Source organism: Citrobacter portucalensis, from assembly GCF_023374935.1.
Classification (GTDB): domain Bacteria; phylum Pseudomonadota; class Gammaproteobacteria; order Enterobacterales; family Enterobacteriaceae; genus Citrobacter; species Citrobacter portucalensis.
In genome coordinates this window covers 2883307-2909457 of record NZ_CP092466.1, presented here as the reverse complement: position 1 = coordinate 2909457, position 26151 = coordinate 2883307, and the positions used below count along the sequence as shown (strand labels likewise).

Annotated in this window: 26 protein-coding genes and 1 other annotated feature; of the genes, 16 read left to right on the top strand and 10 right to left on the bottom strand. The window is 52.6% G+C overall.

Going from position 1 to position 26151, the window contains the following annotated elements; all coding sequences use genetic code 11:
* Positions 1 to 28: 28 nt before the first annotated feature.
* Positions 29 to 958, bottom strand: coding sequence for a 6-phosphofructokinase II (gene pfkB / locus LY264_RS14150; protein ID WP_048226753.1), 930 nt, complete (start codon positions 956 to 958; stop codon positions 29 to 31).
* Positions 959 to 1245: 287 nt separating this feature from the next.
* Between pfkB and LY264_RS14145 the strand changes: the two genes are divergently transcribed.
* Positions 1246 to 2004 carry a DUF481 domain-containing protein gene (locus LY264_RS14145; RefSeq protein WP_003832568.1) on the top strand — a complete coding sequence of 253 codons (759 nt, stop codon included), beginning with the start codon at positions 1246 to 1248 and terminating at the stop codon, positions 2002 to 2004.
* 164 nt (positions 2005 to 2168) lie between these two features.
* On the opposite strand, the gene yniD is transcribed toward LY264_RS14145, so the two are convergent.
* Positions 2169 to 2276 (bottom strand): small membrane protein YniD, encoded by a 108-nt coding sequence (gene yniD / locus LY264_RS14140; RefSeq protein WP_003030590.1) that lies wholly within the window; start codon positions 2274 to 2276, stop codon positions 2169 to 2171.
* Positions 2277 to 2580: 304 nt separating this feature from the next.
* On the opposite strand from yniD, the gene thrS reads away from it, so the two are divergent.
* The 14 genes from thrS to selO all read left to right on the top strand — a co-directional run bounded on the left by thrS (position 2581) and on the right by selO (position 15362).
* A complete protein-coding gene (gene thrS / locus LY264_RS14135; RefSeq protein ID WP_003832572.1) occupies positions 2581 to 4509 on the top strand; it encodes a threonine--tRNA ligase in 1929 nt (642 codons plus the stop codon).
* 3 nt (positions 4510 to 4512) lie between these two features.
* Positions 4513 to 5055 carry a translation initiation factor IF-3 gene (gene infC / locus LY264_RS14130; RefSeq protein WP_048997935.1) on the top strand — a complete coding sequence of 181 codons (543 nt, stop codon included), beginning with the start codon at positions 4513 to 4515 and terminating at the stop codon, positions 5053 to 5055.
* A 96-nt stretch (positions 5056 to 5151) separates the two neighbouring features.
* On the top strand, positions 5152 to 5349 hold the full coding sequence (gene rpmI / locus LY264_RS14125) for a 50S ribosomal protein L35 (protein WP_003030583.1): 198 nt from the start codon (positions 5152 to 5154) through the stop codon (positions 5347 to 5349).
* A 55-nt stretch (positions 5350 to 5404) separates the two neighbouring features.
* Positions 5405 to 5761, top strand: a complete 357-nt coding sequence (gene rplT, locus LY264_RS14120) for a 50S ribosomal protein L20 (protein WP_003030578.1) — start codon at positions 5405 to 5407, stop codon at positions 5759 to 5761.
* A 120-nt stretch (positions 5762 to 5881) separates the two neighbouring features.
* Positions 5882 to 6006, top strand: a sequence feature (Phe leader region).
* The gene (gene pheM, locus LY264_RS14115) at positions 5887 to 5931 is read left to right on the top strand and encodes a pheST operon leader peptide PheM (protein ID WP_001386830.1); all 45 of its coding nucleotides are present in this window, start codon (positions 5887 to 5889) and stop codon (positions 5929 to 5931) included. (Overlaps the previous feature by 45 nt.)
* Positions 6007 to 6130: 124 nt before the next feature.
* Positions 6131 to 7114, top strand: a complete 984-nt coding sequence (gene pheS / locus LY264_RS14110; protein WP_003832580.1) for a phenylalanine--tRNA ligase subunit alpha — start codon at positions 6131 to 6133, stop codon at positions 7112 to 7114.
* 15 nt (positions 7115 to 7129) lie between these two features.
* The gene (gene pheT, locus LY264_RS14105; RefSeq protein WP_071692180.1) at positions 7130 to 9517 is read left to right on the top strand and encodes a phenylalanine--tRNA ligase subunit beta; all 2388 of its coding nucleotides are present in this window, start codon (positions 7130 to 7132) and stop codon (positions 9515 to 9517) included.
* Positions 9518 to 9521: 4 nt separating this feature from the next.
* Positions 9522 to 9821: an integration host factor subunit alpha gene (ihfA, locus tag LY264_RS14100; RefSeq protein WP_003030571.1), complete on the top strand. Its 300-nt coding sequence runs from the start codon at positions 9522 to 9524 to the stop codon at positions 9819 to 9821.
* A 121-nt stretch (positions 9822 to 9942) separates the two neighbouring features.
* Complete coding sequence (gene btuC, locus LY264_RS14095) at positions 9943 to 10923, top strand: vitamin B12 ABC transporter permease BtuC (protein WP_048214330.1); 981 nt, start codon at positions 9943 to 9945, stop codon at positions 10921 to 10923.
* A gap of 60 nt (positions 10924 to 10983) precedes the next feature.
* On the top strand, positions 10984 to 11535 hold the full coding sequence (locus tag LY264_RS14090; RefSeq protein ID WP_048226751.1) for a glutathione peroxidase: 552 nt from the start codon (positions 10984 to 10986) through the stop codon (positions 11533 to 11535).
* A complete protein-coding gene (btuD, locus tag LY264_RS14085) occupies positions 11535 to 12284 on the top strand; it encodes a vitamin B12 ABC transporter ATP-binding protein BtuD (RefSeq protein WP_008784579.1) in 750 nt (249 codons plus the stop codon). Before LY264_RS14090 ends, btuD begins: the two co-directional genes overlap by 1 nt.
* A gap of 77 nt (positions 12285 to 12361) precedes the next feature.
* Positions 12362 to 12826, top strand: a complete 465-nt coding sequence (locus LY264_RS14080) for an NlpC/P60 family protein (protein WP_003832591.1) — start codon at positions 12362 to 12364, stop codon at positions 12824 to 12826.
* A 318-nt stretch (positions 12827 to 13144) separates the two neighbouring features.
* The gene (locus LY264_RS14075; RefSeq protein WP_048214327.1) at positions 13145 to 13858 is read left to right on the top strand and encodes an EAL domain-containing protein; all 714 of its coding nucleotides are present in this window, start codon (positions 13145 to 13147) and stop codon (positions 13856 to 13858) included.
* 61 nt (positions 13859 to 13919) lie between these two features.
* Positions 13920 to 15362, top strand: a complete 1443-nt coding sequence (selO, locus tag LY264_RS14070; RefSeq protein WP_048226749.1) for a protein adenylyltransferase SelO — start codon at positions 13920 to 13922, stop codon at positions 15360 to 15362.
* Here selO and LY264_RS14065 read toward each other — a convergent pair.
* From LY264_RS14065 to ppsR, 8 genes are all read right to left on the bottom strand, one after another.
* Entirely contained in the window at positions 15359 to 16138 is a 780-nt protein-coding gene (locus tag LY264_RS14065) for a heme ABC transporter ATP-binding protein (protein WP_048226746.1), read from the bottom strand. The two genes, selO and LY264_RS14065, sit on opposite strands and share 4 nt — an antisense overlap.
* Positions 16131 to 17123, bottom strand: a complete 993-nt coding sequence (locus LY264_RS14060; RefSeq protein ID WP_071692179.1) for a FecCD family ABC transporter permease — start codon at positions 17121 to 17123, stop codon at positions 16131 to 16133. The genes LY264_RS14065 and LY264_RS14060 overlap by 8 nt, the downstream gene beginning before the upstream one ends.
* A complete protein-coding gene (locus LY264_RS14055; protein ID WP_048226742.1) occupies positions 17123 to 17944 on the bottom strand; it encodes a heme/hemin ABC transporter substrate-binding protein in 822 nt (273 codons plus the stop codon). Before LY264_RS14055 ends, LY264_RS14060 begins: the two co-directional genes overlap by 1 nt.
* Entirely contained in the window at positions 17941 to 18972 is a 1032-nt protein-coding gene (chuS, locus tag LY264_RS14050) for a hematinate-forming heme oxygenase ChuS (protein WP_048226740.1), read from the bottom strand. Before chuS ends, LY264_RS14055 begins: the two co-directional genes overlap by 4 nt.
* A 47-nt stretch (positions 18973 to 19019) precedes the next feature.
* On the bottom strand, positions 19020 to 21002 hold the full coding sequence (locus LY264_RS14045) for a TonB-dependent hemoglobin/transferrin/lactoferrin family receptor (protein ID WP_048226738.1): 1983 nt from the start codon (positions 21000 to 21002) through the stop codon (positions 19020 to 19022).
* A 74-nt stretch (positions 21003 to 21076) separates the two neighbouring features.
* On the bottom strand, positions 21077 to 21265 hold the full coding sequence (hemP, locus tag LY264_RS14040) for a hemin uptake protein HemP (protein WP_003832599.1): 189 nt from the start codon (positions 21263 to 21265) through the stop codon (positions 21077 to 21079).
* Between the two features lie 170 nt (positions 21266 to 21435).
* Positions 21436 to 22482: a 3-deoxy-7-phosphoheptulonate synthase AroH gene (gene aroH / locus LY264_RS14035; protein WP_003030555.1), complete on the bottom strand. Its 1047-nt coding sequence runs from the start codon at positions 22480 to 22482 to the stop codon at positions 21436 to 21438.
* A 126-nt stretch (positions 22483 to 22608) separates the two neighbouring features.
* On the bottom strand, positions 22609 to 23442 hold the full coding sequence (ppsR, locus tag LY264_RS14030; protein ID WP_003832602.1) for a posphoenolpyruvate synthetase regulatory kinase/phosphorylase PpsR: 834 nt from the start codon (positions 23440 to 23442) through the stop codon (positions 22609 to 22611).
* Positions 23443 to 23770: 328 nt separating this feature from the next.
* On the opposite strand from ppsR, the gene ppsA reads away from it, so the two are divergent.
* Entirely contained in the window at positions 23771 to 26149 is a 2379-nt protein-coding gene (gene ppsA / locus LY264_RS14025; protein WP_003832604.1) for a phosphoenolpyruvate synthase, read from the top strand.
* The last annotated feature ends 2 nt before the right edge of the window (positions 26150 to 26151 follow it).

Here is a 26151-nt window from a genome sequence, read left to right as displayed (position 1 = left end):
CTTTCTCTTCAAAAGAGGGACGGTGCCATTACTGCGCAAGGTATGCATATATTTTTTGCGTATCGTCCAAAGCGCACAGACGCGTACCCTGATTCAGGGTTGCTGCGCTACCGGCGGCGACACCGTAACGGACAATATCCTCAAAAGGCGCGTTCTCTGCCAGTTTAAGCGTCATGGCCCCGACCATACTGTCGCCCGCGCCTACGGTACTTTGACTTTTCACCGGTGGCGGAACCACCTGAACGCAGGTATCGCGATCTACACCCAGCGCCCCTTGCGGCCCAAGCGAGACCACAACGCGGTGCGCTTTTCCGCTTTGCACGATTTCCTGTGCGGCTTTGCGCACATCATCGGGCTGTGTCAGTTCGCGGTTAACCAGCGCACTCAGTTCTTTGAGGTTGGGTTTGACCAGTTCGATATTGCCGATGGCTAACGCCGCCGTCAGTGCTTCGCCTGAACTGTCGACAATACAGCGGATCCCCTGTTTTTGTGCGGTGGTAATGAGTCGGGTCAATTTCTCAAGCTGTACGCCGGGCGGCAAACTGCCGCTGATGACCAGCAGCGCGCCAGATTCAATTTCCAGCACCTGATCCTGAAGTTGGTAGAACTCTTCATCGGTCAGCGCAGCGCCTGGCATGACAAAACGATATTGTTCGCCGCTGGACTCCACGTGGACATGAAGATTTTGTCGGGTCCAGTCTTTGGCTTCGACGGTAGATACGGGAACATTTTCGTCGGCGAGCAATGCAACAAGATGTTCTCCGGTTGCTCCCCCCGCGGGGAAAATCGCTGTTGCGGTTCCGCCAAGATGGGCAATTGCGCGAGCGACGTTGATACCGCCGCCGCCGGGTTCAAAAACCGGCGAGGTACAACGAAGCTTACCTTCCGGGTAAATTTGCGGGGTGATTGTTGCGCTATCGAGAGAGGGCGCAAGTGTTAACGTATAGATACGTACCATCTTTACCTCCTGTTAGGCTGAACTCAGTCTGGCACTTAACCTCCCGAAAGTGAAGTAATTAACAACATGATTTTTCATATCTTTATTTAAAATTATCGTCATAAAGATATATAAATAAAATAAAGGTTTAGGAACGCTCTTATTCAAAAAATGAAATAAGAATTTATTGCTATGTTATTCGAGTCTTTTTATAATTTGTTACCTTTCAAGGGTCTTTTGTCATTGATCCATATGAAAGTTTCCGAGACCGTAATGGTCTCTTTTTTTGTTGTACGGACTCTTAATAAATGAAGCTTTTGAAGACAGTGCCCGCAGCATTACTGCTGACGGGAGGCCTGCTTGCGTCAATGCATGCTGTAGCCGATGATTCCGTTTTTACTGTCATGGATGACCCTTCCAGCGCGAAAAAACCCTTTGAAGGTAACCTGAACGCGGGATATCTCGCCCAGTCAGGCAACACAAAAAGTTCTTCTTTAACCGCAGATACCACCATGACCTGGTACGGCCAAACGACCGCATGGTCTCTGTGGGGAAATGCCAGCAATACCTCCTCAAATGATGAGCGTTCATCGGAGAAATATGCCGTAGGTGGCCGTAGTCGTTATAACATGACCGACTATGACTATCTCTTTGGGCAGGCAAGCTGGTTGACCGACCGTTACAACGGTTATCGCGAGCGTGACGTACTGACCGCAGGTTACGGTCGTCAGTTCCTCAACGGACCTGTGCACAGCTTCCGTTTCGAATTCGGTCCTGGCGTGCGCTATGACGAGCACACGGATGGCACCACCGAAACACAGCCGTTGGGCTATGCGTCCGGGGCTTATGCATGGCAGATGACGGACAATACCAAGTTTACTCAGGGTGTGTCGGTATTCGGCGCTGACGATACCACGCTCAACTCTGAAACTGCCCTCAACGTTGCCATCAACGAGCACTTTGGGTTAAAGGTGGCTTACAACGTGACCTGGAACTCTGAACCGCCGGCAACAGCGCCGGAGCATACCGATCGCCGCACGACAGTTTCCCTCGGCTATCGGATGTAACGACAAGCCGGGTCAAATAAATGACCTGGCTTTTCTAAATTAAAGTTAAGTTTATTTAATATTTAATTTGCGTTTTATTTTTTTATCTGTTCATAACGCGCTATTTTCAGACAAATTCGATTAATCGATAAATAAACGAAAGCGGAACAGTGGGTGAGCGTCATTTAGCCCCAGATCATCGCAGCCCAGCGCAGCATCAACATGGCCGCACAAATAACGAGCAGAATCACAACCATCTTCCAGTGTTTCTTCGCAAAGCGATTTGTGGGCATTGTTTTTTTCCTGCTCAGGTTAGATGACTTTGTGCAAGTGTAACAAAGACAGTTGGGTGTCAGTGAATTGATTTGCATCATAGAGCGCGCGTTGATTGTTGCTTTGATCGACCCGTAATGCCGTGTACACTGTCAAACGGTGTTATCAAAAAGCGGGTGTAGGTCCAGTGTGGTCTCTAAGGCGACCAGTGACATATTTCGCAGAGTGAAGCGGGAATCAGCCCAGACCTTTTTGATAATTTTAAATATTGAATCTTTGTATGTGCTCTTACGTGTGGGGCACCACTGCAAATAAGGATATAACATGCCTGTTATTACTCTTCCTGATGGCAGCCAACGCCATTACGACCACGCTGTAAGCCCCATGGATGTTGCGCTGGACATCGGTCCAGGTCTGGCGAAAGCCACTATTGCTGGCCGTGTTGACGGTGAGCTGGTAGATGCTTCCGATCTGATTGAGCATGATGCGAAGCTCTCCATCATCACCGCGAAGGATGAAGAAGGTCTGGAGATCATTCGTCACTCCTGTGCGCACCTGTTAGGGCACGCGATCAAACAACTCTGGCCGCACACCAAAATGGCGATCGGACCGGTTGTTGATAACGGTTTTTACTACGATATCGATCTTGACCGTACGTTAACCCAGGAAGACGTCGACGCGCTCGAGAAGCGGATGCACGAGCTCGCTGAGAAAAACTACGATGTCATTAAGAAGAAAGTCAGCTGGTACGAAGCGCGTGAAACCTTCGTGAAGCGTGGCGAGACCTATAAAGTCTCCATTCTTGATGAAAACATTGCCCATGATGACAAGCCTGGCTTGTACCATCATGAAGAATATGTCGATATGTGCCGTGGCCCGCACGTGCCGAACATGCGTTTCTGCCATCACTTCAAACTGATGAAGACCGCAGGGGCATACTGGCGTGGCGACAGCAATAACAAGATGCTGCAGCGTATTTATGGTACTGCATGGGCAGATAAAAAAGCCCTGAATGCCTACCTGCAACGTCTGGAAGAAGCGGCCAAACGCGATCACCGTAAAATCGGTAAACAGCTTGACCTGTATCATATGCAGGAAGAAGCACCGGGTATGGTGTTCTGGCACAACGATGGCTGGACTATCTTCCGTGAACTGGAAGTATTCGTTCGTTCAAAACTGAAAGAATACCAGTATCAGGAAGTGAAAGGTCCGTTCATGATGGACCGTGTGCTGTGGGAAAAAACAGGTCACTGGGACAACTACAAAGATGCAATGTTCACCACCTCTTCTGAGAACCGTGAATACTGCATTAAGCCAATGAACTGCCCAGGCCACGTGCAGATCTTTAATCAGGGTCTGAAATCCTATCGCGATCTGCCGCTGCGTATGGCTGAGTTTGGTAGCTGCCACCGTAATGAACCGTCAGGTGCGCTGCATGGCCTGATGCGTGTTCGTGGCTTCACTCAAGATGATGCACATATCTTCTGTACTGAAGAGCAGATTCGTGATGAAGTTAACGCGTGCATTCGTATGGTCTACGATATGTACAGCACCTTTGGCTTCGAGAAAATCGTCGTCAAACTGTCCACTCGCCCCGAAAAACGTATCGGTAGCGATGAAATGTGGGACCGTGCTGAAGCTGACCTGGCCGTTGCGCTGGAAGAAAACAACATCCCGTTTGAGTTCCAACTGGGTGAGGGCGCGTTCTACGGTCCGAAAATTGAATTTACCCTGTATGACTGCCTCGATCGTGCATGGCAGTGCGGTACTGTACAGCTGGACTTCTCCCTGCCGTCCCGTTTAAGCGCCTCTTACGTTGGCGAAAACAACGAGCGTCAGGTTCCGGTTATGATTCACCGTGCAATTCTTGGGTCGATGGAACGTTTCATCGGTATCCTGACCGAAGAGTTCGCGGGCTTCTTCCCGACCTGGCTCGCGCCGGTTCAGGTTGTGGTCATGAACATCACCGATTCTCAGTCTGAATACGTTAACGAATTAACGCAGAAACTACAAAATGCGGGTATTCGTGTAAAAGCAGACTTGAGAAATGAGAAGATTGGCTTTAAAATCCGCGAGCACACTTTACGTCGTGTCCCTTACATGTTGGTCTGTGGCGACAAAGAGGTAGAAGCAGGCAAAGTTGCCGTGCGCACCCGTCGTGGCAAAGACTTGGGCAGCCTGGACGTAAATGAAGTGATTGAGAAGCTGCAACAAGAGATTCGCAGCCGCAGTCTTCAACAACTGGAGGAATAAGGTATTAAAGGCGGAAAACGAGTTCAAACGGCACGTCCGAATCGTATCAATGGCGAGATTCGCGCCCTGGAAGTTCGCTTAACAGGTCTGGAAGGCGAAGCTTTGGGTATTGTGAGTCTGAGAGAAGCGATCGAAAAAGCTGAAGAAGCTGGAGTAGATTTAGTTGAAATCAGCCCTAACGCCGAACCGCCAGTTTGTCGTATTATGGACTACGGCAAGTTCCTTTATGAAAAGAGTAAGTCTTCTAAGGAACAGAAGAAAAAGCAAAAAGTTATCCAGGTTAAGGAAATTAAATTCCGTCCTGGCACCGACGATGGCGATTACCAGGTAAAACTCCGCAGCCTGGTACGCTTTCTGGAAGATGGCGATAAGGCTAAGATCACGCTGCGTTTTCGCGGTCGTGAGATGGCCCACCAACAGATCGGTATGGAAGTGCTCAACCGCGTCCGTGACGATCTGAGTGAACTGGCAGTAGTCGAATCCTTCCCTACGAAGATCGAAGGCCGCCAGATGATCATGGTGCTCGCTCCTAAGAAGAAACAGTAAGGCCTTCAAGTAGCAATGTCTGTGGAGCCTACGGGTTTCACAGCCGTTGTTCGCCTACGTTTCGTTTATTAACAATGCGAAGTGGAAGTTATTAAAATGCCAAAAATTAAGACCGTACGCGGTGCTGCTAAGCGTTTCAAAAAAACCGGTGGTGGTGGATTTAAGCGTAAGCACGCAAACCTGCGTCATATTCTGACCAAAAAATCTACTAAGCGTAAACGTCACCTGCGTCCAAAAGGCCTCGTGTCTAAAGGCGATCTGGGTCTGGTTATCGCGTGCCTGCCGTACGCATAAGCCGTTAACGTTTAATTCATTTTTTTACTAAGAATATAGATACAGGAGAGCACATATGGCTCGCGTAAAACGTGGTGTAGTTGCCCGTGCACGTCACAAGAAAATTTTGAAACAAGCTAAAGGCTACTACGGTGCGCGTTCTCGCGTATACCGCGTTGCCTTCCAGGCTGTTATCAAAGCTGGTCAGTACGCTTATCGTGACCGTCGTCAGAAAAAGCGTCAGTTCCGTCAACTGTGGATTGCGCGTATCAACGCAGCAGCACGTCAGAACGGTATTTCTTACAGCAAATTCATCAACGGCCTGAAAAAAGCCTCTGTTGAAATCGACCGTAAGATCCTGGCTGACATCGCAGTATTCGACAAAGTAGCGTTCACCGCTCTGGTCGAAAAAGCGAAAGCAGCTCTGGCATAAGCCGGTGAAAAGAGGGAGCCTGGCTCCCTCTCTTTTATTTGTAGTGCAATCAATTAGTTGACAATCTATCCGTAAGCCTTTTCAATAAAGGTTGTCCGGTTTTTACCACACAAGGTAACGCAAGCATGAATGCTGCTATTTTCCGCTTCTTCTTTTACTTTAGCACCTGAACTCAGGAGGCTTGCGCGTGAAAGAAGAAACGGAAAACAGCGCCTAAAAGCCTCCCTGGTGGAGGCTTTTTTTATACGCGTCATCCTTCAAGTTGTTTCTATATTGGCTGCATTCGCTCTTTGGCCGCGTTGATACAACTTGAATGATTTTACGTATATACGAGCGACTAGTGAATATCGCAACATAACGAGGAAAACCATGTCACATCTCGCAGAGCTGGTTGCCAGTGCAACGGCCGCCATTAACCAGGCTTCAGATGTTGCCGCGTTAGACAATGTCCGCGTCGAATATTTGGGCAAGAAAGGGCACCTGACCCTTCAGATGACAACCCTGCGCGAACTGCCGCCAGAAGAGCGCCCGGCAGCAGGTGCGGTGATTAACGAAGCCAAAGAGCAGGTACAGCAAGCGCTGAACGCGCGTAAGGCCGAATTAGAAAGTGCTGCGCTGAATGCTCGTCTGGCTGAAGAAACGATCGATATCTCCCTCCCTGGGCGTCGTATCGAAAACGGCGGTCTGCACCCGGTGACGCGTACAATCGACAGGATTGAAAGTTTCTTCGGTGAGCTGGGCTTTACCGTGGCGACCGGTCCGGAAATCGAAGATGACTATCATAACTTCGATGCGCTCAACATTCCTGGCCATCACCCGGCGCGCGCTGACCACGACACTTTCTGGTTTGACGCGACGCGTCTGCTGCGCACACAGACTTCCGGCGTGCAGATCCGCACCATGAAAGAAAAACAGCCGCCGATCCGTATTATCGCCCCGGGCCGCGTATATCGTAACGATTACGATCAGACTCACACCCCAATGTTCCACCAGATGGAAGGGCTGATTGTTGATACCAACATCAATTTCACCAACCTGAAAGGCACACTGCACGATTTCCTGCGCAACTTCTTTGAAGAAGACCTGCAGGTTCGTTTCCGTCCTTCCTACTTCCCGTTCACTGAACCATCTGCGGAAGTTGACGTGATGGGCAAAAACGGCAAATGGCTGGAAGTGCTGGGCTGCGGGATGGTTCACCCGAACGTGTTGCGTAATGTTGGCATCGATCCGGAAATCTATTCCGGCTTTGCATTCGGTATGGGTATGGAGCGTCTTACTATGCTGCGTTATGGCGTTACCGATCTGCGTTCTTTCTTCGAAAACGATCTGCGTTTCCTCAAACAGTTTAAATAAAGGCAGGATAAAACAATGAAATTCAGTGAACTGTGGTTACGCGAATGGGTAAATCCGGCGATTGATAGCGATGCGCTGTCAAACCAAATCACGATGGCGGGTCTTGAAGTTGACGGTGTGGAACCTGTTTCCGGCGCGTTCAATGGCGTTGTGGTAGGTGAAGTGGTTGAATGCGGCCAACACCCTAACGCTGACAAACTGCGCGTCACCAAAGTGAATGTAGGCGGCGACCGGCTGCTGGATATCGTCTGCGGCGCGCCAAACTGCCGTCAGGGGCTGAAAGTGGCTGTGGCAACCGTTGGTGCCGTTCTGCCGGGCGATTTCAAAATTAAAGCCGCGAAACTGCGCGGTGAACCGTCTGAAGGTATGCTGTGCTCGTTCTCCGAGCTGGGTATTTCCGACGATCATAACGGGATTATCGAACTGCCTGCCGATGCGCCAATTGGCACCGATATCCGTGAATACCTGAAGCTTGACGACAACACCATCGAAATCAGCGTCACGCCGAACCGCGCCGACTGCTTAGGCATCATCGGTGTAGCGCGTGACGTTGCTGTACTGAACAAAGCCCCGCTGGTTGAGCCGGAAATCGCGCCAGTAGCCGCGACCATTAGCGACGTCCTGCCGATTCAGGTCGAAGCCGTGGAAGCCTGCCCACGCTATCTGGGCCGCGTGGTGAAAGGCATCAATGTTAAAGCGCCGACCCCGCTGTGGATGAAAGAAAAACTGCGCCGTTGTGGTATTCGTTCTATCGATGCCGTGGTTGACGTGACTAACTATGTGCTGCTCGAACTGGGTCAGCCGATGCACGCATTCGACAAAGACCGCATTGAAGGCGGAATTGTTGTCCGTATGGCAAAAGAGGGTGAGACCCTGGTATTGCTGGACGGCAGCGAAGCGAAGCTGAATGCAGATACGCTGGTGATTGCGGACCACAACAAAGCGCTGGCGATGGGCGGCATCTTTGGTGGCGAACATTCCGGCGTGAATGATGAAACACAAAACGTCCTGCTGGAATGTGCATTCTTCAGCCCGCTGTCTATTACCGGTCGCGCGCGTCGTCACGGTCTGCACACCGATGCATCTCACCGCTATGAGCGTGGTGTCGATCCTGCGCTGCAACATAAGGCCATGGAACGTGCAACGCGCCTGCTGATTGATATCTGCGGCGGTGAAGCGGGCCCAGTCATTGACGTGACGAATGAAGCCACGCTGCCAAAACGCGCAACCATTACGCTTCGTCGTAGCAAACTGGATCGTCTGATCGGACACCATATTGCCGATGAGCAGGTGAGTGACATTCTGCGTCGTCTGGGTTGTGACGTGACGGAAGGGCAGGATGAGTGGAAAGCGGTCGCGCCGAGCTGGCGTTTCGATATGGAAATCGAAGAAGACCTGGTCGAAGAAGTCGCCCGCGTATACGGTTATGACAATATCCCGAACACGCCGATTCAGGCGGGTCTTATCATGGGTACGCATCGTGAAGCGGATTTGTCGCTGAAACGTGTAAAAACCATGCTGAATGACAAAGGCTACCAGGAAGTCATTACCTATAGCTTCGTCGACCCGAAAGTCCAGTCGCTGCTGCACCCGGGTGAAGAAGCGCTGCTGCTGCCAAGCCCAATCTCTATTGATATGTCGGCAATGCGTTTGTCCCTGTGGACCGGCTTGCTGTCTACGGTAGTGTATAACCAGAATCGTCAGCAGAACCGCGTACGTATTTTCGAAACGGGTTTACGTTTCGTGCCAGATACGCAGGCCAACCTCGGGATCCGTCAGGATCTAATGCTGGCGGGCGTGATCTGCGGTAACCGTCATGATGAACACTGGAATCTGGCAAAAGAGACCGTTGATTTCTATGATCTGAAAGGCAATCTGGAAGCGGTTCTCGATCTGACCGGCAAACTGGCGGACATTCAGTTCAAAGCTGAAGCGAATCCAGCACTGCATCCGGGTCAGTCTGCGGCGATTTATCTGAAAGGTGAACGTATTGGTTTCATTGGGGTTGTTCATCCTGAACTGGAACGTAAACTGGATCTGAACGGTCGCACTCTGGTGTTTGAACTGGAGTGGAATAAGCTCGCAGACCGCGTGGTGCCTCAGGCGCGTGAAGTTTCTCGCTTCCCAGCGAACCGTCGCGATATCGCAGTCGTTGTCGCAGAAAACGTTCCCGCTGCGGATATTTTATCCGAGTGTAAGAAAGTTGGCGTAAATCAGGTAGTTGGCGTAAACTTATTTGACGTGTACCGCGGTAAGGGTGTTGCGGAGGGCTATAAGAGCCTCGCTATCAGCCTGATCCTTCAGGATACCAGCCGTACACTTGAAGAAGAGGAGATTGCCGCTACCGTCGCCAAATGTGTAGAGGCATTAAAAGAGCGATTCCAGGCATCATTGAGGGATTGAACCTATGGCGCTTACAAAAGCTGAAATGTCAGAATATCTGTTTGATAAGCTTGGGCTTAGCAAGCGGGATGCCAAAGAACTGGTCGAGCTGTTTTTCGAAGAGATCCGTCGTGCTCTGGAAAATGGTGAGCAGGTAAAACTCTCTGGTTTTGGTAACTTCGATCTGCGTGATAAGAATCAACGTCCGGGCCGTAACCCGAAAACGGGCGAAGATATTCCCATTACAGCACGGCGCGTGGTGACCTTCAGACCCGGACAGAAGTTAAAAAGCCGGGTTGAAAACGCAACGCCCAAAGAAGAGTGATTTAACGATACGCAGAGTATGATGCGTATAACTAAAAAGGCCGCTATGCGGCCTTTTTCCTTTTCACTACCGAATCAGCACCGTAGAATCACCTCCATCTCTTTTCAGCAGAATGGAAAACATGCTGACTTTCGCCCATCAACAACAGCGCCGAAATGTGCGCTGGATACTGTCACTGTCAGTACTTATGCTACTGGCAACGATTCTAAGCTTGTGCGCAGGAGAACAATGGATCGCTCCCGGCGACTGGTTCAGCGCCCGCGGCGATCTGTTCGTCTGGCAAATTCGACTTCCCCGTACCCTTGCCGTTTTGCTGGTAGGCGCTGCATTGGCCTTATCTGGCGCAGTGATGCAAGCTCTGTTTGAAAACCCGCTCGCAGAGCCTGGATTACTGGGCGTATCTAACGGCGCGGGAGTCGGGCTTATCGCGGCGGTGCTGCTGGGGCAGGGGCAACTCCCCGGCTGGGCGTTGGGCCTTTGCGCCATTGCCGGGGCGCTGGTTATCACGCTTATTCTGCTACGTTTCGCCCGTCGACATCTGTCTACCAGCCGTCTGCTGCTGGCGGGGGTGGCGCTGGGGATAATCTGTAGCGCGCTGATGACATGGGCTATCTACTTCTCTACCTCGTTTGACTTACGACAGCTGATGTACTGGATGATGGGGGGCTTCGGTGGCGTAGACTGGCATCAGGCCTGGCTCATGGTGGCGTTGATTCCGGTGCTGGTGTGGATTTGCTGTCAGTCGCAGCCGATGAATATGCTGGCGTTAGGAGAGACTTCTGCGCGTCAGCTGGGACTGCCATTATGGTTCTGGCGCAACCTGCTGGTGGTTGCCACTGGCTGGATGGTTGGCGTGAGCGTGGCTCTGGCAGGGGCGATTGGTTTTATTGGGCTTGTGATCCCGCATATTTTGCGACTGTGCGGCCTCACCGATCACCGTGTTTTACTGCCAGGTTGTGCGTTGGCTGGCGCAATCGCATTATTGTTTGCTGATGTTGTCGCGCGTTTGGTGCTGGCCTCGGCTGAGTTACCTATCGGCGTGGTAACGGCCACCATGGGTGCACCGGTATTTATCTGGCTATTGTTAAAAGCCGCGCGCTAGAACGCGTTGGTTCGGTCTATGATTAAAAACTGAAAATCCACCTGTTGTTCTGGAGATGCTATGCAAAACTCTATCCTCGATACAGAAGTGACGACCATTGACGGCGAGGTTACCTCACTGCAGCCGTATTCCGGGAATGTGCTGTTAATCGTCAACGTTGCTTCAAAATGTGGACTGACGCCGCAGTACGAGCAACTGGAGAATCTGCAGAAAGCCTGGCACCAACAGGGCTTCAGCGTTCTTGGTTTCCCTTGCAATCAGTTTCTGGGCCAGGAGCCGGGCAGCGAAGAGGAAATAAAAACGTACTGCAGTACCACATGGGGCGTAACTTTCCCGATGTTCAGCAAAATTGACGTCAACGGTGAGGGACGCCATCCGCTGTATCAGAAGCTGATTGATGCCGCACCAACGGCCGTTGCGCCTGCGGACAGTGGGTTCTACGAGCGAATGGCGAGCAAAGGTCGTGCGCCGCTTTACCCGGACGATATCCTGTGGAATTTCGAGAAGTTTTTAGTGGGTCGCGATGGAAAAGTGCTGCAACGATTCTCACCGGATATGACGCCTGAGGATCCCATCCTGGTGCAAACCATCAAGCAGGCGCTGGCAAACTAATGTCTCGATTGATGCAGCTACAGGACGTCGCGGAATCGACCCGTCTCGGCCCGCTTTCTGGTGAGATAAAAGCAGGAGAGATCCTGCATTTAGTGGGACCAAACGGTGCCGGAAAAAGTACGTTGTTGGCGCGTATGGCGGGTCTGACAAACGGAGAGGGCAGTATCACTTTTGGTGATATGCCGTTGGAGGAATGGCCGGCCGCCAGGCTGGCGCAATATCGCGCCTATCTTGCGCAACAGCAAAATCCGCCGTTTGCCATGCCGGTCTGGCATTTTCTGACGCTGCATCAACCCGACAAAGCACGCACCGATCTGTTACAGGAGATCGCCGATGCGCTCGGCCTGGGAGATAAACTGGGGCGCGGCGTGAACCAACTCTCCGGCGGTGAGTGGCAGCGTGTGCGCCTGGCTGCGGTTATCCTGCAGATTTGCCCACAAGCGAATCCATTAGGTCAGCTTTTACTGCTGGATGAGCCGATGAACAGTCTGGACGTCGCGCAACAAAACGCACTGGACCGCTTGTTGAGTCAGCTGTGTTTGCAGGGCATAGCGATTGTGATGAGTAGCCACGACCTTAATCACACCTTACGCCATGCGCATAAAGCCTGGCTACTCAAACGCGGGAAACTGCTTGCCAGTGGTTCACGAGATGCGGTACTGACGCCGGCCAATCTGTCTGCGGCCTATGGCGTCAACTTCCGACGTTTGGATATTGAAGGGCACAGAATGCTCATATCAACCACTTAAGTGAAATGGGTTCTTGAAAATCATATAATTTCCACGCTAAATTGGCATAAAAATAAAATTCAGAGGATTCGTACTGAATGCGCTTTTGGCTACTTTTCATCACAGCATTGTTTTTGGCGGGTTGCAGCAGCCATCGTGCACCTGCGCCAAATGCCCGCTTGTCGGATTCTATTGCCGTTATCGCCGGTCTTAATGATCAGCTACAAACCTGGCATGGCACACCCTATCGTTATGGCGGCATGAGCCGTAGTGGGGTGGATTGTTCTGGATTTGTTTTGATGACGATGCGCGATAAATTCGACCTGCAACTCCCGCGCGATACGCGTACGCAATCAAAGATTGGTACCGAAATTGATAAAGACGATTTGCTGCCCGGCGATCTGGTTTTCTTTAAAACCGGGTCTGGGGAAAGCGGTCTGCATGTTGGTATTTACGATACCAATAATCAATTTATTCATGCTTCAACCAGTCGTGGCGTGATGCGCTCGTCTCTGGATAACGTTTACTGGCGTAAAAACTTTTGGCAGGCACGACGTATTTAATCCCCCGCAACCCCGAGGCTGCCATCGAGTGCGCAGCCTCAACATCACCATTTGAAAGTTAACTTTTATTTCTGCTTTTGGTTAGACAATACCCCTGAACATTAAGAGCGTATCTTGCTAAAAATATGATTTATTCCGAGATATTAAAAAGTGCAAAGCTGGATATTCGCTTATAATCAGGATAAGCTAAAAAAAAGGATTCGATTTACCGGCTAAAAAGGGAAAAATGAAAGGGCCTCTACTTGCATCAGCAGTAACGTATTTCTCCATCCTTTGCTACAGGATGCCGGATAACACCCATGCAGCGGGGCTGGCACGATGATTGTTTCACTGGATAATCTTTACCATTCTGAGTTCTCTTTTCTTCCTGCGAGAAGCGAAAAAGGCGATCTTGAATTCGTCGATATCATCACCAGTTTCGCCAGTGCGCATGGGGATGTGCGTATACCCACCGAGCTGGTCCTACCTCGGATGTCAGACGACGAACAATGTCGTTTATTTGTAGAAAAACTAGAATTAATCGAAACGTGCCAACATTTTTTTATTCAGCGAAAAGTATCCGCCTGGATTAATTTAACGCCAGCAGTTGCTAATACTTTATTATCAGATACTGAATTTGCTTCACAAGTTGAACGATTTTCATTTCTGGAGCTGACTATTAATGAAAGCTATCCGGAGTTAAACAAAGGTAAAGATAATCCAGTATTGGCCGCACTTGCTGCGCGATTTCCATTAGTCCTGACAAACTATGGTTCTGGCGGTATATCAACCCGGGCAATTTTTGACGGCCTGTTCAAACACGTCGTGCTGGATAAAAACTTTGTTCAACAAAGGATTGCACATATTTCGTTTGAACCGTTTATGCGGGCTATTCTGGCGCAACTATCGCCCAGCTGTGAGTCAATAATCATTAGCGGAATTGATACACAAGAGATGCTGGAGCGCGTCTTGCCTGTGGGATTCAGTGCCATGCAGGGAGGATTGTGGCCTGCGGTGCCTCCTGCGCAGATAATTTCGCTCGCTAAGATATAACCCTTTTATTTGCTGGTGTTTGACAGCCTATTAACAGTCTACACTAGAGGCAGGAGGCCCTATGACCCTGTCTTTTACCACTCGCTGGCGTGATGAACTACCAGCAACCTATACCGCGCTTTCACCCACCCCTCTGAAAAACGCGCGCCTTATCTGGCATAACGATGCGCTGGCGGAGCAATTAGCAATTCCTGCGGCGCTATTTGATATTCCGACTGGTGCAGGCGTTTGGGGCGGCGAATCGTTGCTTTCCGGGATGTCGCCTTTAGCCCAGGTTTATAGTGGGCATCAGTTCGGTGTCTGGGCTGGTCAGCTTGGCGACGGACGTGGGATCCTGCTGGGCGAACAACAGCTCGCGGATGGTTCAACGTTTGACTGGCACCTGAAAGGCGCCGGACTCACGCCGTATTCCCGCATGGGTGATGGGCGTGCCGTGCTGCGCTCGACCATTCGTGAAAGCCTGGCCAGTGAAGCGATGCATTACCTGGGAATACCGACCACGCGGGCATTGTCGATTGTCACCAGCGACACGCCGGTTTATCGCGAAACGGTCGAAGCAGGGGCGATGCTCATTCGCGTGGCGCAAAGCCATATGCGGTTTGGCCATTTTGAGCATTTTTACTATCGCCGAGAGCCGGAAAAAGTGCGCGAGTTGGCTGACTTTGCGATTCGCCATTACTGGCCGCAATGGCAGGAAGAAGCCGATAAGTATCAGCTGTGGTTTAACGATGTTGTCACGCGTACTGCGACGTTAATCGCTGACTGGCAGGCGGTAGGATTTGCGCATGGTGTTATGAACACGGACAACATGTCGATTCTGGGTCTGACAATGGATTACGGTCCATTCGGTTTTCTTGATGATTACGTGCCTGATTATATCTGCAACCACTCTGACAACCAGGGGCGATACAGTTTCGATAATCAACCGGCCGCCGCGTTGTGGAACCTGCAACGTCTGGCGCAAACCCTGTCGCCGTTTATCCCGGTCGAGGCGCTAAATGATGCGCTGGACAGTTACCAGCTGGCGCTATTAACTCGCTATGGTCAGCGGATGCGGCAAAAGCTCGGCTTCTTTAGCGAGCAGAAAGACGATAACGAACTGCTTAGCGAACTGTTTAGCCTGATGGCGCGAGAAAGAAGCGACTATACGCGAACGTTTCGCATGCTCAGCGAAACGGAGCAGCACAGTGCGCAATCTCCGTTGCGCGATGAGTTTATCGACCGCGCAGCATTTGACGACTGGTTCACGCGGTATCGCTCGCGCCTTCAGCAAGACAATATTGCCGATGCAGTCAGACAAACACAGATGAAGGCGGCAAATCCGGCGATGGTATTACGTAACTGGCTGGCGCAACGGGCGATTAGTCAGGCAGAGCAGGGGGATTACGCCGAACTGCATCGGTTGCACCAGGCGTTGCGTACCCCGTTTGCCGATCGCGATGACGACTATGCCAGCCGTCCACCTGACTGGGGCAAACGGCTGGAAGTGAGTTGTTCAAGCTAAGGGGCCAGAAATACCTGCGGGGAAGCGTTGGCCGGATGCTGGCCAACGTGTACCTGAGCACCGTACCAGCGCTTCAGATCATCGGCCTGTAACACAGTTTCCGGTGTTCCCTGCGACACCAGCCTGCCGTTGTGCAGCAGCACTATTCTGTCTGCCCACAGTGCGGCGAGGTTCAGATCGTGAAGCACAATGCACACATGCAGCTCACCCGAAGCGGTTAGCGTTTTTAGCATGCGCAACAGATGCTGCTGGTGGTAAAGATCCAGCGCGGAGGTCGGTTCATCAAGGAATAACCAACCGCGAGGCGCACCGTCGCACCAGAGTTGCGCCAGCGCACGGGCTAACTGCACGCGCTGTTGCTCACCGCCGGAAAGCGCGGCGTATTGCCGGCCTGCCAGAGGCGTACATCCGGTCATCTCCATTACCTGTGCAATAAGCCCAGGTTCCGGTCGTTGGGTCCAGGGCGCGCGACCCATCGCGATGACGGCCTCTACCGGCCAGTCAAATCCCAGTTGCGTTTGCTGACGCATTACCGCCCGGTGTCGCGACAGCATTTGGGTAGGCCACTCCTCCAGCGGTTTGCCCGCCAGCACGCAGCGCCCGGTAGCCGGTTTCAGAAAACCGGTCAGCAAGCGTAGCAGAGTGGATTTCCCCGCACCGTTTGGGCCGATCAGTGCCACCAGTTCACCTTTTGTAAGGGCGAGCGATACGTCATCGATCACCGCTCTGTCAGCTACGTGATAGTGAAGCCCTTCAGCGATGAAATGTTCAGCCATGCGGTCCTCGCTGACGAAAAATAAGCCATAAAAACCACGGTGCGCCGAGAAGACTGGTCAACAGACCGACCGGCATCTCCGCAGGCGCAACCGCCGTACGGGCCAGCGTGTCGGCAATCAGCAATAAAAACGCGCCCGCCAGCACGGAACCCGGAATAACGGCCCGATGGTCTGAGCCGAGCCACATACGTATTAAATGTGGGATGACCAACCCGATAAAGCCAATCACGCCGCTTACCGCCACGGCTGAGGCAACCAGTAATGCGCTACAAAGCAGCAAAATACGCTGGATTGTACGCACATCAACGCCGAGATAATGCGCCTCTTCCTCCCCCAGCTGCAGAAGATTCAGCGCCGGAGCAAGTCGCCAGATGATCAGCACTGTCGGGATTGTCAGTGAAGTGACAGCCAACAGTGTGGACCACTGCGCGGCCCCCAGACTTCCCATTCCCCATAGCGACAGCTGGCGCAGTTGCGCATCATTACTGACCCACGACAAAACGCCAACCGCCGCCCCACAGAGCGCGTTAATGGCAATGCCGACCAGCAGCAGGCGTGAGAGTGAACCGTCGCGCTGTTGGCTGAGGATAAAAATCACTACCGTTGCCGCCAGCGCGCCGAAAAAAGCGGCCAGCATTGGAGCATACAACATCAGCAGCGCGGGCAAGGAGACAGGCAGCACCACCCACAGGGCCACAGCGCAGGCGGCGCCGCTGCTTATTCCCAGTAATCCAGGGTCTGCAAGTGGATTGCGAAACAGCCCCTGCATCACGCAGCCAGCGAGCGCCAGAGAGCCGCCAATTACCAGCGCCAGCAGGACGCGGGGCAGACGAATCGTGAGCCAGATTTGACGCAATGCCTCATCGTCATCACGCCAGAGCAGACTTACCGGCAGGCGCAACGCGCCAAAACCGGTAGCCAGAACCGTCATTACAAGCAGCATCAATGCCAACATCCACAACGAACAGGTGATCCGCCGGGACATCAGGGTAATTGCTCTGCTTTCGCGCGAAGCTGCAGTATGGCGTGCGGCGTACGGATACTGAAGCCAAGCAGTGCCATATCATCAACCTGTAATACCTGTTTATTCCGTCCCGCAGGTGTTTGCGCCAGCCCCGGCAGCGCCCACAGGTTTGCCTCGCCACCCATCGCCTTAACACCTTCTTGTGAAATCACTACCAGATCGGGCTGGCTGGCAATGACGCCTTCTTGTGACAGCGGCTGATAGCGATTAACGCCCTGCATCGCGTTGCGTAGACCAGCGGCACGAATCGCCGCATCGGCTCCGGTTTGCTGGCCCGCCGCCATCGCGGTCATCCCACCATGATTGAGAATAAACAGCACACGTTTATTAAGTTCAGATGACGGGAGCGTCGCCAGTTCCTGACGTAACGTTGCGCGCAGCGTTTCGCCGTCGGCCTCCCGATGGGTAGCCTCGGCGATAACCCTAACTTTTTCATCAATCGCGTTAAGATCGTTGCTTGCTGGGATCGTGACAACCCTGACGTTGCTCTGCTCGATCTGTTTTAACACCAGAGAAGGCTGCGCCTGCGCGCTGGCAAGGACCAGCGTAGGGCGTGTGGCAAGGATCCCTTCGGCGTTGAGCTGGCGCAAATAACCAACATCAGGTAACGCGGTTGCCGCAGCAGGCCATTGGCTGGTGCTGTCTCTCGCCACAAGGGAGGGTTGTGCTCCCAGTGCGTATACGATCTCGGTGACATCGCCACCGAGGGCAACAACTCGTTCCTCGGGTGCAGCCAGTGCGGCGAAGGGCAGCAGCGCGATCAGGGCCAGCAGTTTTTTCATGCGGCCAGTCCTTTCGGCGTTAGCGCGTCAATCTGTGTGCGCCATTGCGTCTGTTCCGGCTCGCCTTCCGTACGTTGACCATACAGTTGTGCGATTTGCGTACCGTCGGCAGCAAACAGTTCCAGACTGGTGACGTGACCATCGGCGGTCGGTTTGCGCGTTACCCACGTTTCGGCCACGCTCTCTTCCAGCAGATGCAGGGTAAAGGTTGGGTTGAAGATGTTTAGCCAGCCTTTCATCGGTACCAGTTTTTCAATCACGCCGGTAAAAATCTGTACACAGCCGCGATTACCCACAAAAACCATAATTTCGTTGCCATCCTGACGCGCGGTGTCGAGTAACTGCGCCAGTGCGCTATTAGAAACCTTACAGGCCAGATCGTCGCCCACCAGATTAAACGCTTGTTGACGGGTGAGTTCATGGCGTTTCAGCAGACCGAAGAACTGGTGGACATCGGTCATCGCTCGCCACTCTTGATCGACGGTCTGCGCATCGACCGTGACGGCGGCAGGCGCAGAATTGTTGGCGGGTTGCAGTGCCAGCGGCGGGTTTTCTGCAAAGATGAAACGGGTCAGCAACGCTGCCCATTCCTCAACGAGGGTATTTTGCGTGGTATAGACCTTCAGCAGCGCATCTCCCTGATGGTCGAAGAACTGAATGCTCTGACGCTCACCATGGGCGGTTGTTTCGCTGATATGAAAGGTACTGGCCCACTGATTCAGGAACAGACGCAGATCGAGGGCGCGCGGATTGAGAACCAGTCCGGCATGACCGTTGAGGTGCTGATTGGTAAAAGCACCTACCTGCTCATGTACTGCGTATTCATTGCGGCAAATACATTTGGTTTCGCCAACTGCTTCCAGTGCGCTGAGAATTTCACGCACTTCACCACGTAAGCGCCAGGCGTCGTGACCGACGCGAGCAAAGGTCAGTTCGGCTTCGCTAATATTCATCAACCCCGCAATATCACGTGCGTATTTGCCAGGATTTTCTTTCTTCAGTTCCAGCCAGCGTGTGTAATGATTCATTGTCTCTTCCTTCCAGATTGCGGCCCCGGCGAACCGGGGAAAAGTGATTACCACTGATAACTCACGAAAATTTTGCCATTACGACCATCCTGCGGAATTCCTTGCGGTGACCAGTACTCTTTGTCGAAGGCGTTGCCCAGTAGCAGCGTGGTGGTCATGCCTTTCAGCGCTTGTTGGCCCTGATAGCTCACGTAGAAATCGTTTACCGCATAGCCGGGCTGTTTAGCGTAGGTGCTGCTGATATGCGTTGAACGGTCAGCAAATGTCCCTATCCAGCCGACAGAGAAACCGCTGTGCGCAACCGGCACATTCAGTTTGCTGGTGACGGTGTCAGGGTTAATGCTGGAAATGTATTCGCCGGTGTCAGTATCTTTTCCGCGTGTGCGGTTATAGGCCATGTCGAGGCTGAACAGGTCGGTGGAATATTTCGCCATCACGTCCCAGCCCCAGATTTTGGCGTTGGGTACGTTATAGGACGTGGTTGTCGCAGCGGCGAAATCGACGCTGGTGGAGATGTAATCTTTCGCTTTGGTGTCGAAATAGCTGGCTTTAAATTCGAGCGCGTCGCTCGCCATCAGAAGATCGTCAAAGCGCAGGCCAAATCCGTATTCCTGTGTTTCGTTGGTTTCCGGGCGCAGGTTAGGGTTCGGCACCCAGTAGTTGGTGTAAAAACGACCAATCGAAAAGTGTTTCGCATCGTTATACATCTCGCCCATAGTCGGGGCACGGAAAGCCTGAGCGTATGAACCGAACAGCATCAGCCAGTCAGTTGGCGCAACCGTTAATCCGGCGCGGGACGACCATTTATCGGCATCGACATCTTCATAGCCGTCGCTGCTGCCGCGATAAGAGTCATAACGGGTACCGCCCAGCAGCGTAACCGGCAGGTCGCGCAGGGTGATTTCATCCTGTAGCCAGCCGGAGCTGAAATCGATCTTAGCCTCCGGGAAGCCAGTTGTTGCTCCTCCCGGTTGTTGTTCCTGACGATAGTATTCACCGCCGTAGGTCAACAAGTGAGATGCAAAAGAGTCGGTAAACAGGCGGCTGCGGTTGTCGATCTTCCCGCCTTTGGTGGTTTGCTTGCGAAATTCGCCAGTGTTATCTGCGTTCTGAGCATTAATGCGCGCTTCTGACCAATAGATACGGGCGTCAGCGTTCAGCCAGTCATTGTCCGCCGGAGCGAGCGAGTAGGTCAGCTGTGCATCTCGCTGGATCGTTGAACGGTTGGTCATCGGATTGCTGGCATCTGCCGCGCTGGTCTGCGGGTTTTTAGGTTCCCGGGCGTCATTGTTGTAGTAACGCAGCGAACCGGCCAGCGTCTGGGCGCTGTCAATTTTCCAGCTACCTTTCGCCAGCATATTATTAATTGCTTCGTCATTCGGCGCAGTAGTACCGTCACTCTGGCGTAAATCACCGCGATCGCGGCTGGACCAGGCAAGCAGTCCGTCCAGCGTATCGGTACGGCCATACGTGCTGGCACCCATGCCGAGACTGTGATCGCCGGTCGCCGCGGTACCGAACACGCGATAACCACTGTTTTGCCCGACTTCCAGTAGATCTTTGGCATCTGCAGTGTCATAGGCGATCACGCCGCCTAGCGCGCCGCTACCGTACAGTAGTGCGGAAGGGCCACGCACGACTTCGATGCGTTTGATAAGCGCCGGGTCGAGGAAGGTACTGTTCAGGTGTCCGGTGTCGGTTCCCTGGCGAACGCCGTCAACCAGCACCAGAACGCCGCGTCGATCATACCCGCGCAGATTCACGTCCTGGCCGTTGGTACGGCCCGTACCATCAAGGGTCAGGCCCGGAACCTTACGTAACAGGTCGGCAGCTGAGCTGGCGGTTTGGTTTTCTGGTGCAGTGGCGTCAATGACGCTGACCATCATCGGTGCTTCAAAGGCGCTACGGGCATTGCCGGTGGCGGTAACGGTCATATCCTCGACCGCCGCATAGGCGACGGCGGGCAGGTTACCGATAATCGCCAGCGCCAACAGCGATGGGCGCAGGGAAGCGGTGTGCAGGTAAGGCATAGCAACTCTCCATTAGGAAATCGAAAAGCGCTGGCTGCCTGGGTATGACCTGGGTGGCTGGCGAAATGTGTTGTTTATTTAGTCAGAATGAGTTTTCCGGCTTGTGTCTGGCGCAGCAGGTAGTGCTGACCATCATGTTCTATGATCACGCGTCCTTCGTTACCAAGCAGGGTTTTACTGTCAATTCGTCGGTCGTTTGGCGCGACGGAAGGCGGTGTTTTGTCTTTTGCAGGCGTTGCCGTTGTGTTATCCATACGTGACATAGTGTTTAAAAATAACAATCAATGTAACAATGATAATCATTATCATCAAACTGCAAATTTGCGGCAAGCGTTTTTGTGAAATAATTGTGACGAGAACGTTTTTTGCGCAATAAGAAAGGGAAAAACAAGGGATTAGCGCCGGGCAAGCTGATATTGCCCGGCGAACAGCATTAAAAACGGCTATCAACCGCAGAGGCGAGTTTTTCAACCAATAGTTCGGTATCTTCCCAGTTCAGGCACGGGTCGGTAATGGACTGACCGTAAACCAGCGGCTGGCCGCTAACGATTTTTTGCGTACCTTCACGCAGGAAACTCTCCGCCATAATCCCGGCAATCGCCGTCGAACCATTGCGAATTTGCTGGCATACATCATCACAAACGTCCAACTGACGGCGATGCTGCTTCTGGCAATTGCCGTGGCTAAAATCGACCACCAGATGCTCAGGCAGGGAAAATTCGTGCAGGGTATCGCAGGCGGCAGCAATATCTTCAGCATAATAATTCGGCTTTTTACCGCCACGCATGATGATATGCCCGTAAGGGTTACCGCTGGTCTGGTAAATGGTCATCTGGCCGGTTTTATCCGGCGAGAGGAACATGTGACTGGCGCGGGAGGCGCGAATCGCATCGACGGCGATGCGCGTGTTGCCATCCGTTCCGTTCTTAAAGCCGACCGGGCAGGAGAGCGCGGAGGCCATTTCACGATGGATCTGACTTTCGGTGGTGCGCGCGCCAATAGCTCCCCAACTGATTAAATCGGCAATAAACTGGCCGGTCACCATGTCGAGGAATTCAGTCGCCGTGGGGACGCCCAGTTCGTTGACCTGCAACAGCAGTTTTCGCGCCAGTTCAATACCGTGGTTTACACGATAACTGCCGTTCAAATCCGGATCGGAAATCAGGCCTTTCCAGCCTACGACGGTGCGTGGTTTTTCAAAATAGGTACGCATCACGATTTCCAGACGCGCCTGGTGCTTAGTGCGCAGCGCCTGTAATCGTGTCGCGTATTCCATCGCGGCATCAAGATCGTGAATCGAGCAGGGACCTACGATCACCAGTAAACGGGGGTCTTCACCATTTAAAATTTTTTCTATCCGACGTCGGGAGTCCGTAACATGACGGGCGACGGAGGATGAAACAGGATGCCGTTGCGCAAGCTCTGCTGGAGTGACCAGGTTGTCAATACGCGCAGTACGGAGTTCATCGGTTCTGTTCATTACTTGTCTCAGAAATTTGTTGCTTCAACGGCAGGACTACCGGGAAGTGATGTACATCACAATATCACACTCATCCTGCCTGGTGGCGAGCATAATAACAAAAAATCGAACCAATGCACTAGCATTCTAGTACATGCGACGATTCAGTCCCATGATATCGAGGATCTTGGTAGCAATCTCTTCTACCGAATAATTGGTACTGTTCAGCCATGGGATCTGGTTTTTCCGGTACAGCGCTTCTACCTCAGCGACTTCCATACGGCACTGACGCAGCGAGGCGTAACGGCTGTTCTCACGGCGTTCTTCGCGGATGGCCGCCAGGCGCTCAGGGTCGATAGTCAGACCGAACAGCTTATGCTGCAACGGCTTGAGGGAGGTGGGCAGTACCAGATTATCCATATCATCGGCAATAAAGGGGTAGTTGGCCGCGCGGATACCAAACTGCATGGCCAGATACAAACTGGTCGGGGTTTTGCCGCAACGGGAAACGCCGAGCAGGATCACCTGCGCCTGATCGAGGTTGCGCAACGAAATACCGTCGTCGTGGGCGAGGGTGTAGTCAATGGCAGCAATGCGCGCGTCGTACTTGTTGAGGTTACCGGGATTCAGACCGTGAGTGCGATGGGCGATAGGCGTAGGGTCGAGTTTCATCTCGTGTTGCAGTGGGGCAACCAACGCCTGCACGATATCCTGACAAAATCCTTCGCTTTGCAGAATGATCGAGCGAATTTCCGGCAGGACGATGGAGTAAAACACCAAAGGGCGTACGCCAGTTTGTTGGTAGATAGCGTCAATCTGGTCTTTAACCGCGCGCGCACGACTCTCATTTTCCACAAACGGCAGCGTAATGCTGCTGATCGTGACCGGAAATTGCGACATCACCGCGTGACCCAATACCTCGGCGGTGATGGCCGTACCATCAGAAATATAAAATACGTGGCGATCAACAGCATTATCCATTTTGCTCATCCTGGGGCAGATATAATTCTCTGAAAGCATAAATTAAAATTCGCCAGAAGCGAATATTGCTGCATCTATTTTATAAAATGAAACGGTATTTTTATATTTACTGAAAAGTACATTTCATTTTTCGGAACAAATGTTTATACCGGTCTTTTTTGTGGTGATCCCGTGTGGCTCGCGGGTTTGCGCAAATGCGGAAACAATCTGAAAAAATAAAAAATAAAGTTGCTTGAACGATTCACCGTTTTTTTCGCCGGAGTAAATATGCCAAGATAATTACGCAAAATTGAGTTTCCTAACCTCGTTCATATATAAGGATTGTTCGATGTCCAACAATGGCTCGTCACCGCTGGTGCTTTGGTATAACCAACTCGGCATGAATGATGTAGACAGAGTTGGAGGCAAAAATGCCTCCCTGGGTGAAATGATTACTAACCTTTCAGGTATGGGTGTTTCCGTACCGAATGGTTTTGCAACGACCGCCGATGCGTTTAACCAGTTTCTGGACCAGAGCGGTGTAAACCAGCGCATTTATGAGCTGCTGGATAAAACGGATATCGACGATGTCACTGAGCTTGCGAAAGCCGGGGCACAGATCCGCCAGTGGATTATCGACACTCCTTTCCAGCCCGAACTGGAAAATGCCGTCCGCGATGCCTACGCGCAGCTGTCAGCGGACGATGCCAATGCCTCTTTTGCCGTGCGTTCTTCCGCTACCGCAGAAGATATGCCAGATGCGTCATTTGCCGGTCAGCAGGAAACCTTCCTCAACGTCCAGGGATTTGATGCCGTACTGGTTGCCATCAAACACGTATTTGCCTCGCTGTTTAACGACCGCGCGATCTCTTATCGTGTTCACCAGGGCTATGACCACCGTGGCGTCGCGCTCTCTGCTGGCGTTCAGCGGATGGTACGTTCTGACCTCGCGTCCTCAGGCGTAATGTTCTCCATCGATACCGAATCCGGTTTCGACCAGGTTGTCTTTATCACGTCCGCCTGGGGCCTGGGCGAAATGGTCGTGCAGGGCGCCGTTAACCCGGATGAATTCTACGTGCACAAACCGACCCTGGCGGCTAACCGTCCGGCGATCGTCCGTCGCACAATGGGATCGAAAAAAATCCGCATGATTTACGCGCCGACCCAGGAACACGGTAAGCAGGTGACCATTGAAGATGTCCCGCAGGAACAACGCGACATTTTCTCCCTGACTAACGAAGAAGTGCAGGAACTGGCTAAGCAGGCGGTGCAGATCGAGAAGCACTACGGTCGTCCAATGGACATCGAATGGGCGAAAGACGGCCATACCGGCAAGCTGTTCATTGTTCAGGCGCGTCCGGAAACCGTGCGTTCTCGCGGCCAGGTGATGGAGCGTTATACGCTGCATGCTCAGGGTAAAATTATTGCTGAAGGTCGCGCCATCGGCCACCGCATTGGCGCGGGTCCGGTCAAAGTCATTCATGACATCAGCGAAATGAACCGCATCGAACCAGGCGACGTACTGGTTACCGACATGACCGACCCGGACTGGGAACCGATCATGAAGAAAGCGGCAGCAATTGTCACTAACCGTGGCGGTCGTACCTGTCACGCGGCAATCATTGCCCGTGAACTGGGGATCCCGGCCGTGGTGGGCTGTGGCGATGCGACCGAGCGCATGAAAGATGGTGAGAAGGTAACCGTCTCCTGTGCCGAAGGTGACACCGGTTATGTTTACGCTGACATGCTCGACTTTAGCGTGAAGAGTTCCAGCGTGGAGACCATGCCGGATCTGCCGTTGAAGGTGATGATGAACGTCGGTAACCCGGACCGGGCTTTCGACTTCGCCTGTCTGCCAAACGAAGGCGTCGGCCTGGCGCGTCTGGAATTTATCATCAACCGCATGATTGGCGTACACCCGCGTGCGCTGCTGGAGTTCGATGACCAGACGCCTGAGCTGCAAAATGAAATTCGCGCCATGATGAAAGGTTTCGATTCTCCGCGTGAATTCTATGTCGGTCGTCTGACGGAAGGGATCGCGACGCTGGGTGCGGCGTTTTATCCAAAACGTGTCATCGTGCGTATGTCGGACTTTAAGTCCAACGAATATGCCAACCTGGTCGGCGGTGAGCGTTATGAACCGCATGAAGAGAACCCGATGCTGGGCTTCCGTGGGGCGGGCCGTTATGTTGCCGACAGCTTCCGCGACTGCTTCGCGCTGGAATGCGACGCAGTAAAACGTGTCCGTAACGACATGGGCCTGACTAACGTTGAAGTGATGGTACCGTTTGTACGTACCGTTGCCCAGGCGAAAGCGGTGGTGGAAGAGCTGGCACGCCAGGGGCTGAAACGCGGCGAGAACGGACTGAAGATCATCATGATGTGTGAGATCCCGTCTAACGCCTTGCTGGCCGAGCAGTTCCTCGAATACTTCGACGGCTTCTCCATCGGCTCAAACGACATGACGCAGCTGGCGCTGGGTCTGGATCGTGACTCTGGTGTGGTTTCTGAACTGTTTGATGAACGTAACGACGCGGTGAAAGCACTGCTGTCGATGGCGATTCGTGCAGCCAAGAAACAGGGTAAATACGTGGGTATTTGCGGCCAGGGACCTTCTGACCACGAAGACTTCGCAGCCTGGCTGATGGAAGAGGGGATCGACAGCCTGTCGCTGAACCCGGACACCGTCGTACAAACCTGGCTGAGTCTGGCTGAACTGAACAAGTAATA

Excerpts from the sequence above, each read along its gene's own strand:
- chuS (WP_048226740.1), bottom strand. The coding sequence starts at position 18,972 with ATGAATCATTACACACGCTGGCTGGAACTGAAGAAAGAAAATCCTGGC.
- pheS (WP_003832580.1), top strand. The coding sequence starts at position 6,131 with ATGTCACATCTCGCAGAGCTGGTTGCCAGTGCAACGGCCGCCATTAAC.
- LY264_RS14145 (WP_003832568.1), top strand. The coding sequence starts at position 1,246 with ATGAAGCTTTTGAAGACAGTGCCCGCAGCATTACTGCTGACGGGAGGC.
- ppsR (WP_003832602.1), bottom strand. The coding sequence starts at position 23,442 with ATGGATAATGCTGTTGATCGCCACGTATTTTATATTTCTGATGGTACG.
- pfkB (WP_048226753.1), bottom strand. The coding sequence starts at position 958 with ATGGTACGTATCTATACGTTAACACTTGCGCCCTCTCTCGATAGCGCA.
- btuC (WP_048214330.1), top strand. The coding sequence starts at position 9,943 with ATGCTGACTTTCGCCCATCAACAACAGCGCCGAAATGTGCGCTGGATA.
- ppsA (WP_003832604.1), top strand. The coding sequence starts at position 23,771 with ATGTCCAACAATGGCTCGTCACCGCTGGTGCTTTGGTATAACCAACTC.
- rplT (WP_003030578.1), top strand. The coding sequence starts at position 5,405 with ATGGCTCGCGTAAAACGTGGTGTAGTTGCCCGTGCACGTCACAAGAAA.
- btuD (WP_008784579.1), top strand. The coding sequence starts at position 11,535 with ATGTCTCGATTGATGCAGCTACAGGACGTCGCGGAATCGACCCGTCTC.
- aroH (WP_003030555.1), bottom strand. The coding sequence starts at position 22,482 with ATGAACAGAACCGATGAACTCCGTACTGCGCGTATTGACAACCTGGTC.
- LY264_RS14075 (WP_048214327.1), top strand. The coding sequence starts at position 13,145 with ATGATTGTTTCACTGGATAATCTTTACCATTCTGAGTTCTCTTTTCTT.
- LY264_RS14080 (WP_003832591.1), top strand. The coding sequence starts at position 12,362 with ATGCGCTTTTGGCTACTTTTCATCACAGCATTGTTTTTGGCGGGTTGC.
- LY264_RS14055 (WP_048226742.1), bottom strand. The coding sequence starts at position 17,944 with ATGAAAAAACTGCTGGCCCTGATCGCGCTGCTGCCCTTCGCCGCACTG.
- thrS (WP_003832572.1), top strand. The coding sequence starts at position 2,581 with ATGCCTGTTATTACTCTTCCTGATGGCAGCCAACGCCATTACGACCAC.
- hemP (WP_003832599.1), bottom strand. The coding sequence starts at position 21,265 with ATGTCACGTATGGATAACACAACGGCAACGCCTGCAAAAGACAAAACA.
- rpmI (WP_003030583.1), top strand. The coding sequence starts at position 5,152 with ATGCCAAAAATTAAGACCGTACGCGGTGCTGCTAAGCGTTTCAAAAAA.
- selO (WP_048226749.1), top strand. The coding sequence starts at position 13,920 with ATGACCCTGTCTTTTACCACTCGCTGGCGTGATGAACTACCAGCAACC.
- yniD (WP_003030590.1), bottom strand. The coding sequence starts at position 2,276 with ATGCCCACAAATCGCTTTGCGAAGAAACACTGGAAGATGGTTGTGATT.
- LY264_RS14045 (WP_048226738.1), bottom strand. The coding sequence starts at position 21,002 with ATGCCTTACCTGCACACCGCTTCCCTGCGCCCATCGCTGTTGGCGCTG.
- LY264_RS14060 (WP_071692179.1), bottom strand. The coding sequence starts at position 17,123 with ATGTCCCGGCGGATCACCTGTTCGTTGTGGATGTTGGCATTGATGCTG.
- ihfA (WP_003030571.1), top strand. The coding sequence starts at position 9,522 with ATGGCGCTTACAAAAGCTGAAATGTCAGAATATCTGTTTGATAAGCTT.
- LY264_RS14065 (WP_048226746.1), bottom strand. The coding sequence starts at position 16,138 with ATGGCTGAACATTTCATCGCTGAAGGGCTTCACTATCACGTAGCTGAC.
- LY264_RS14090 (WP_048226751.1), top strand. The coding sequence starts at position 10,984 with ATGCAAAACTCTATCCTCGATACAGAAGTGACGACCATTGACGGCGAG.
- pheT (WP_071692180.1), top strand. The coding sequence starts at position 7,130 with ATGAAATTCAGTGAACTGTGGTTACGCGAATGGGTAAATCCGGCGATT.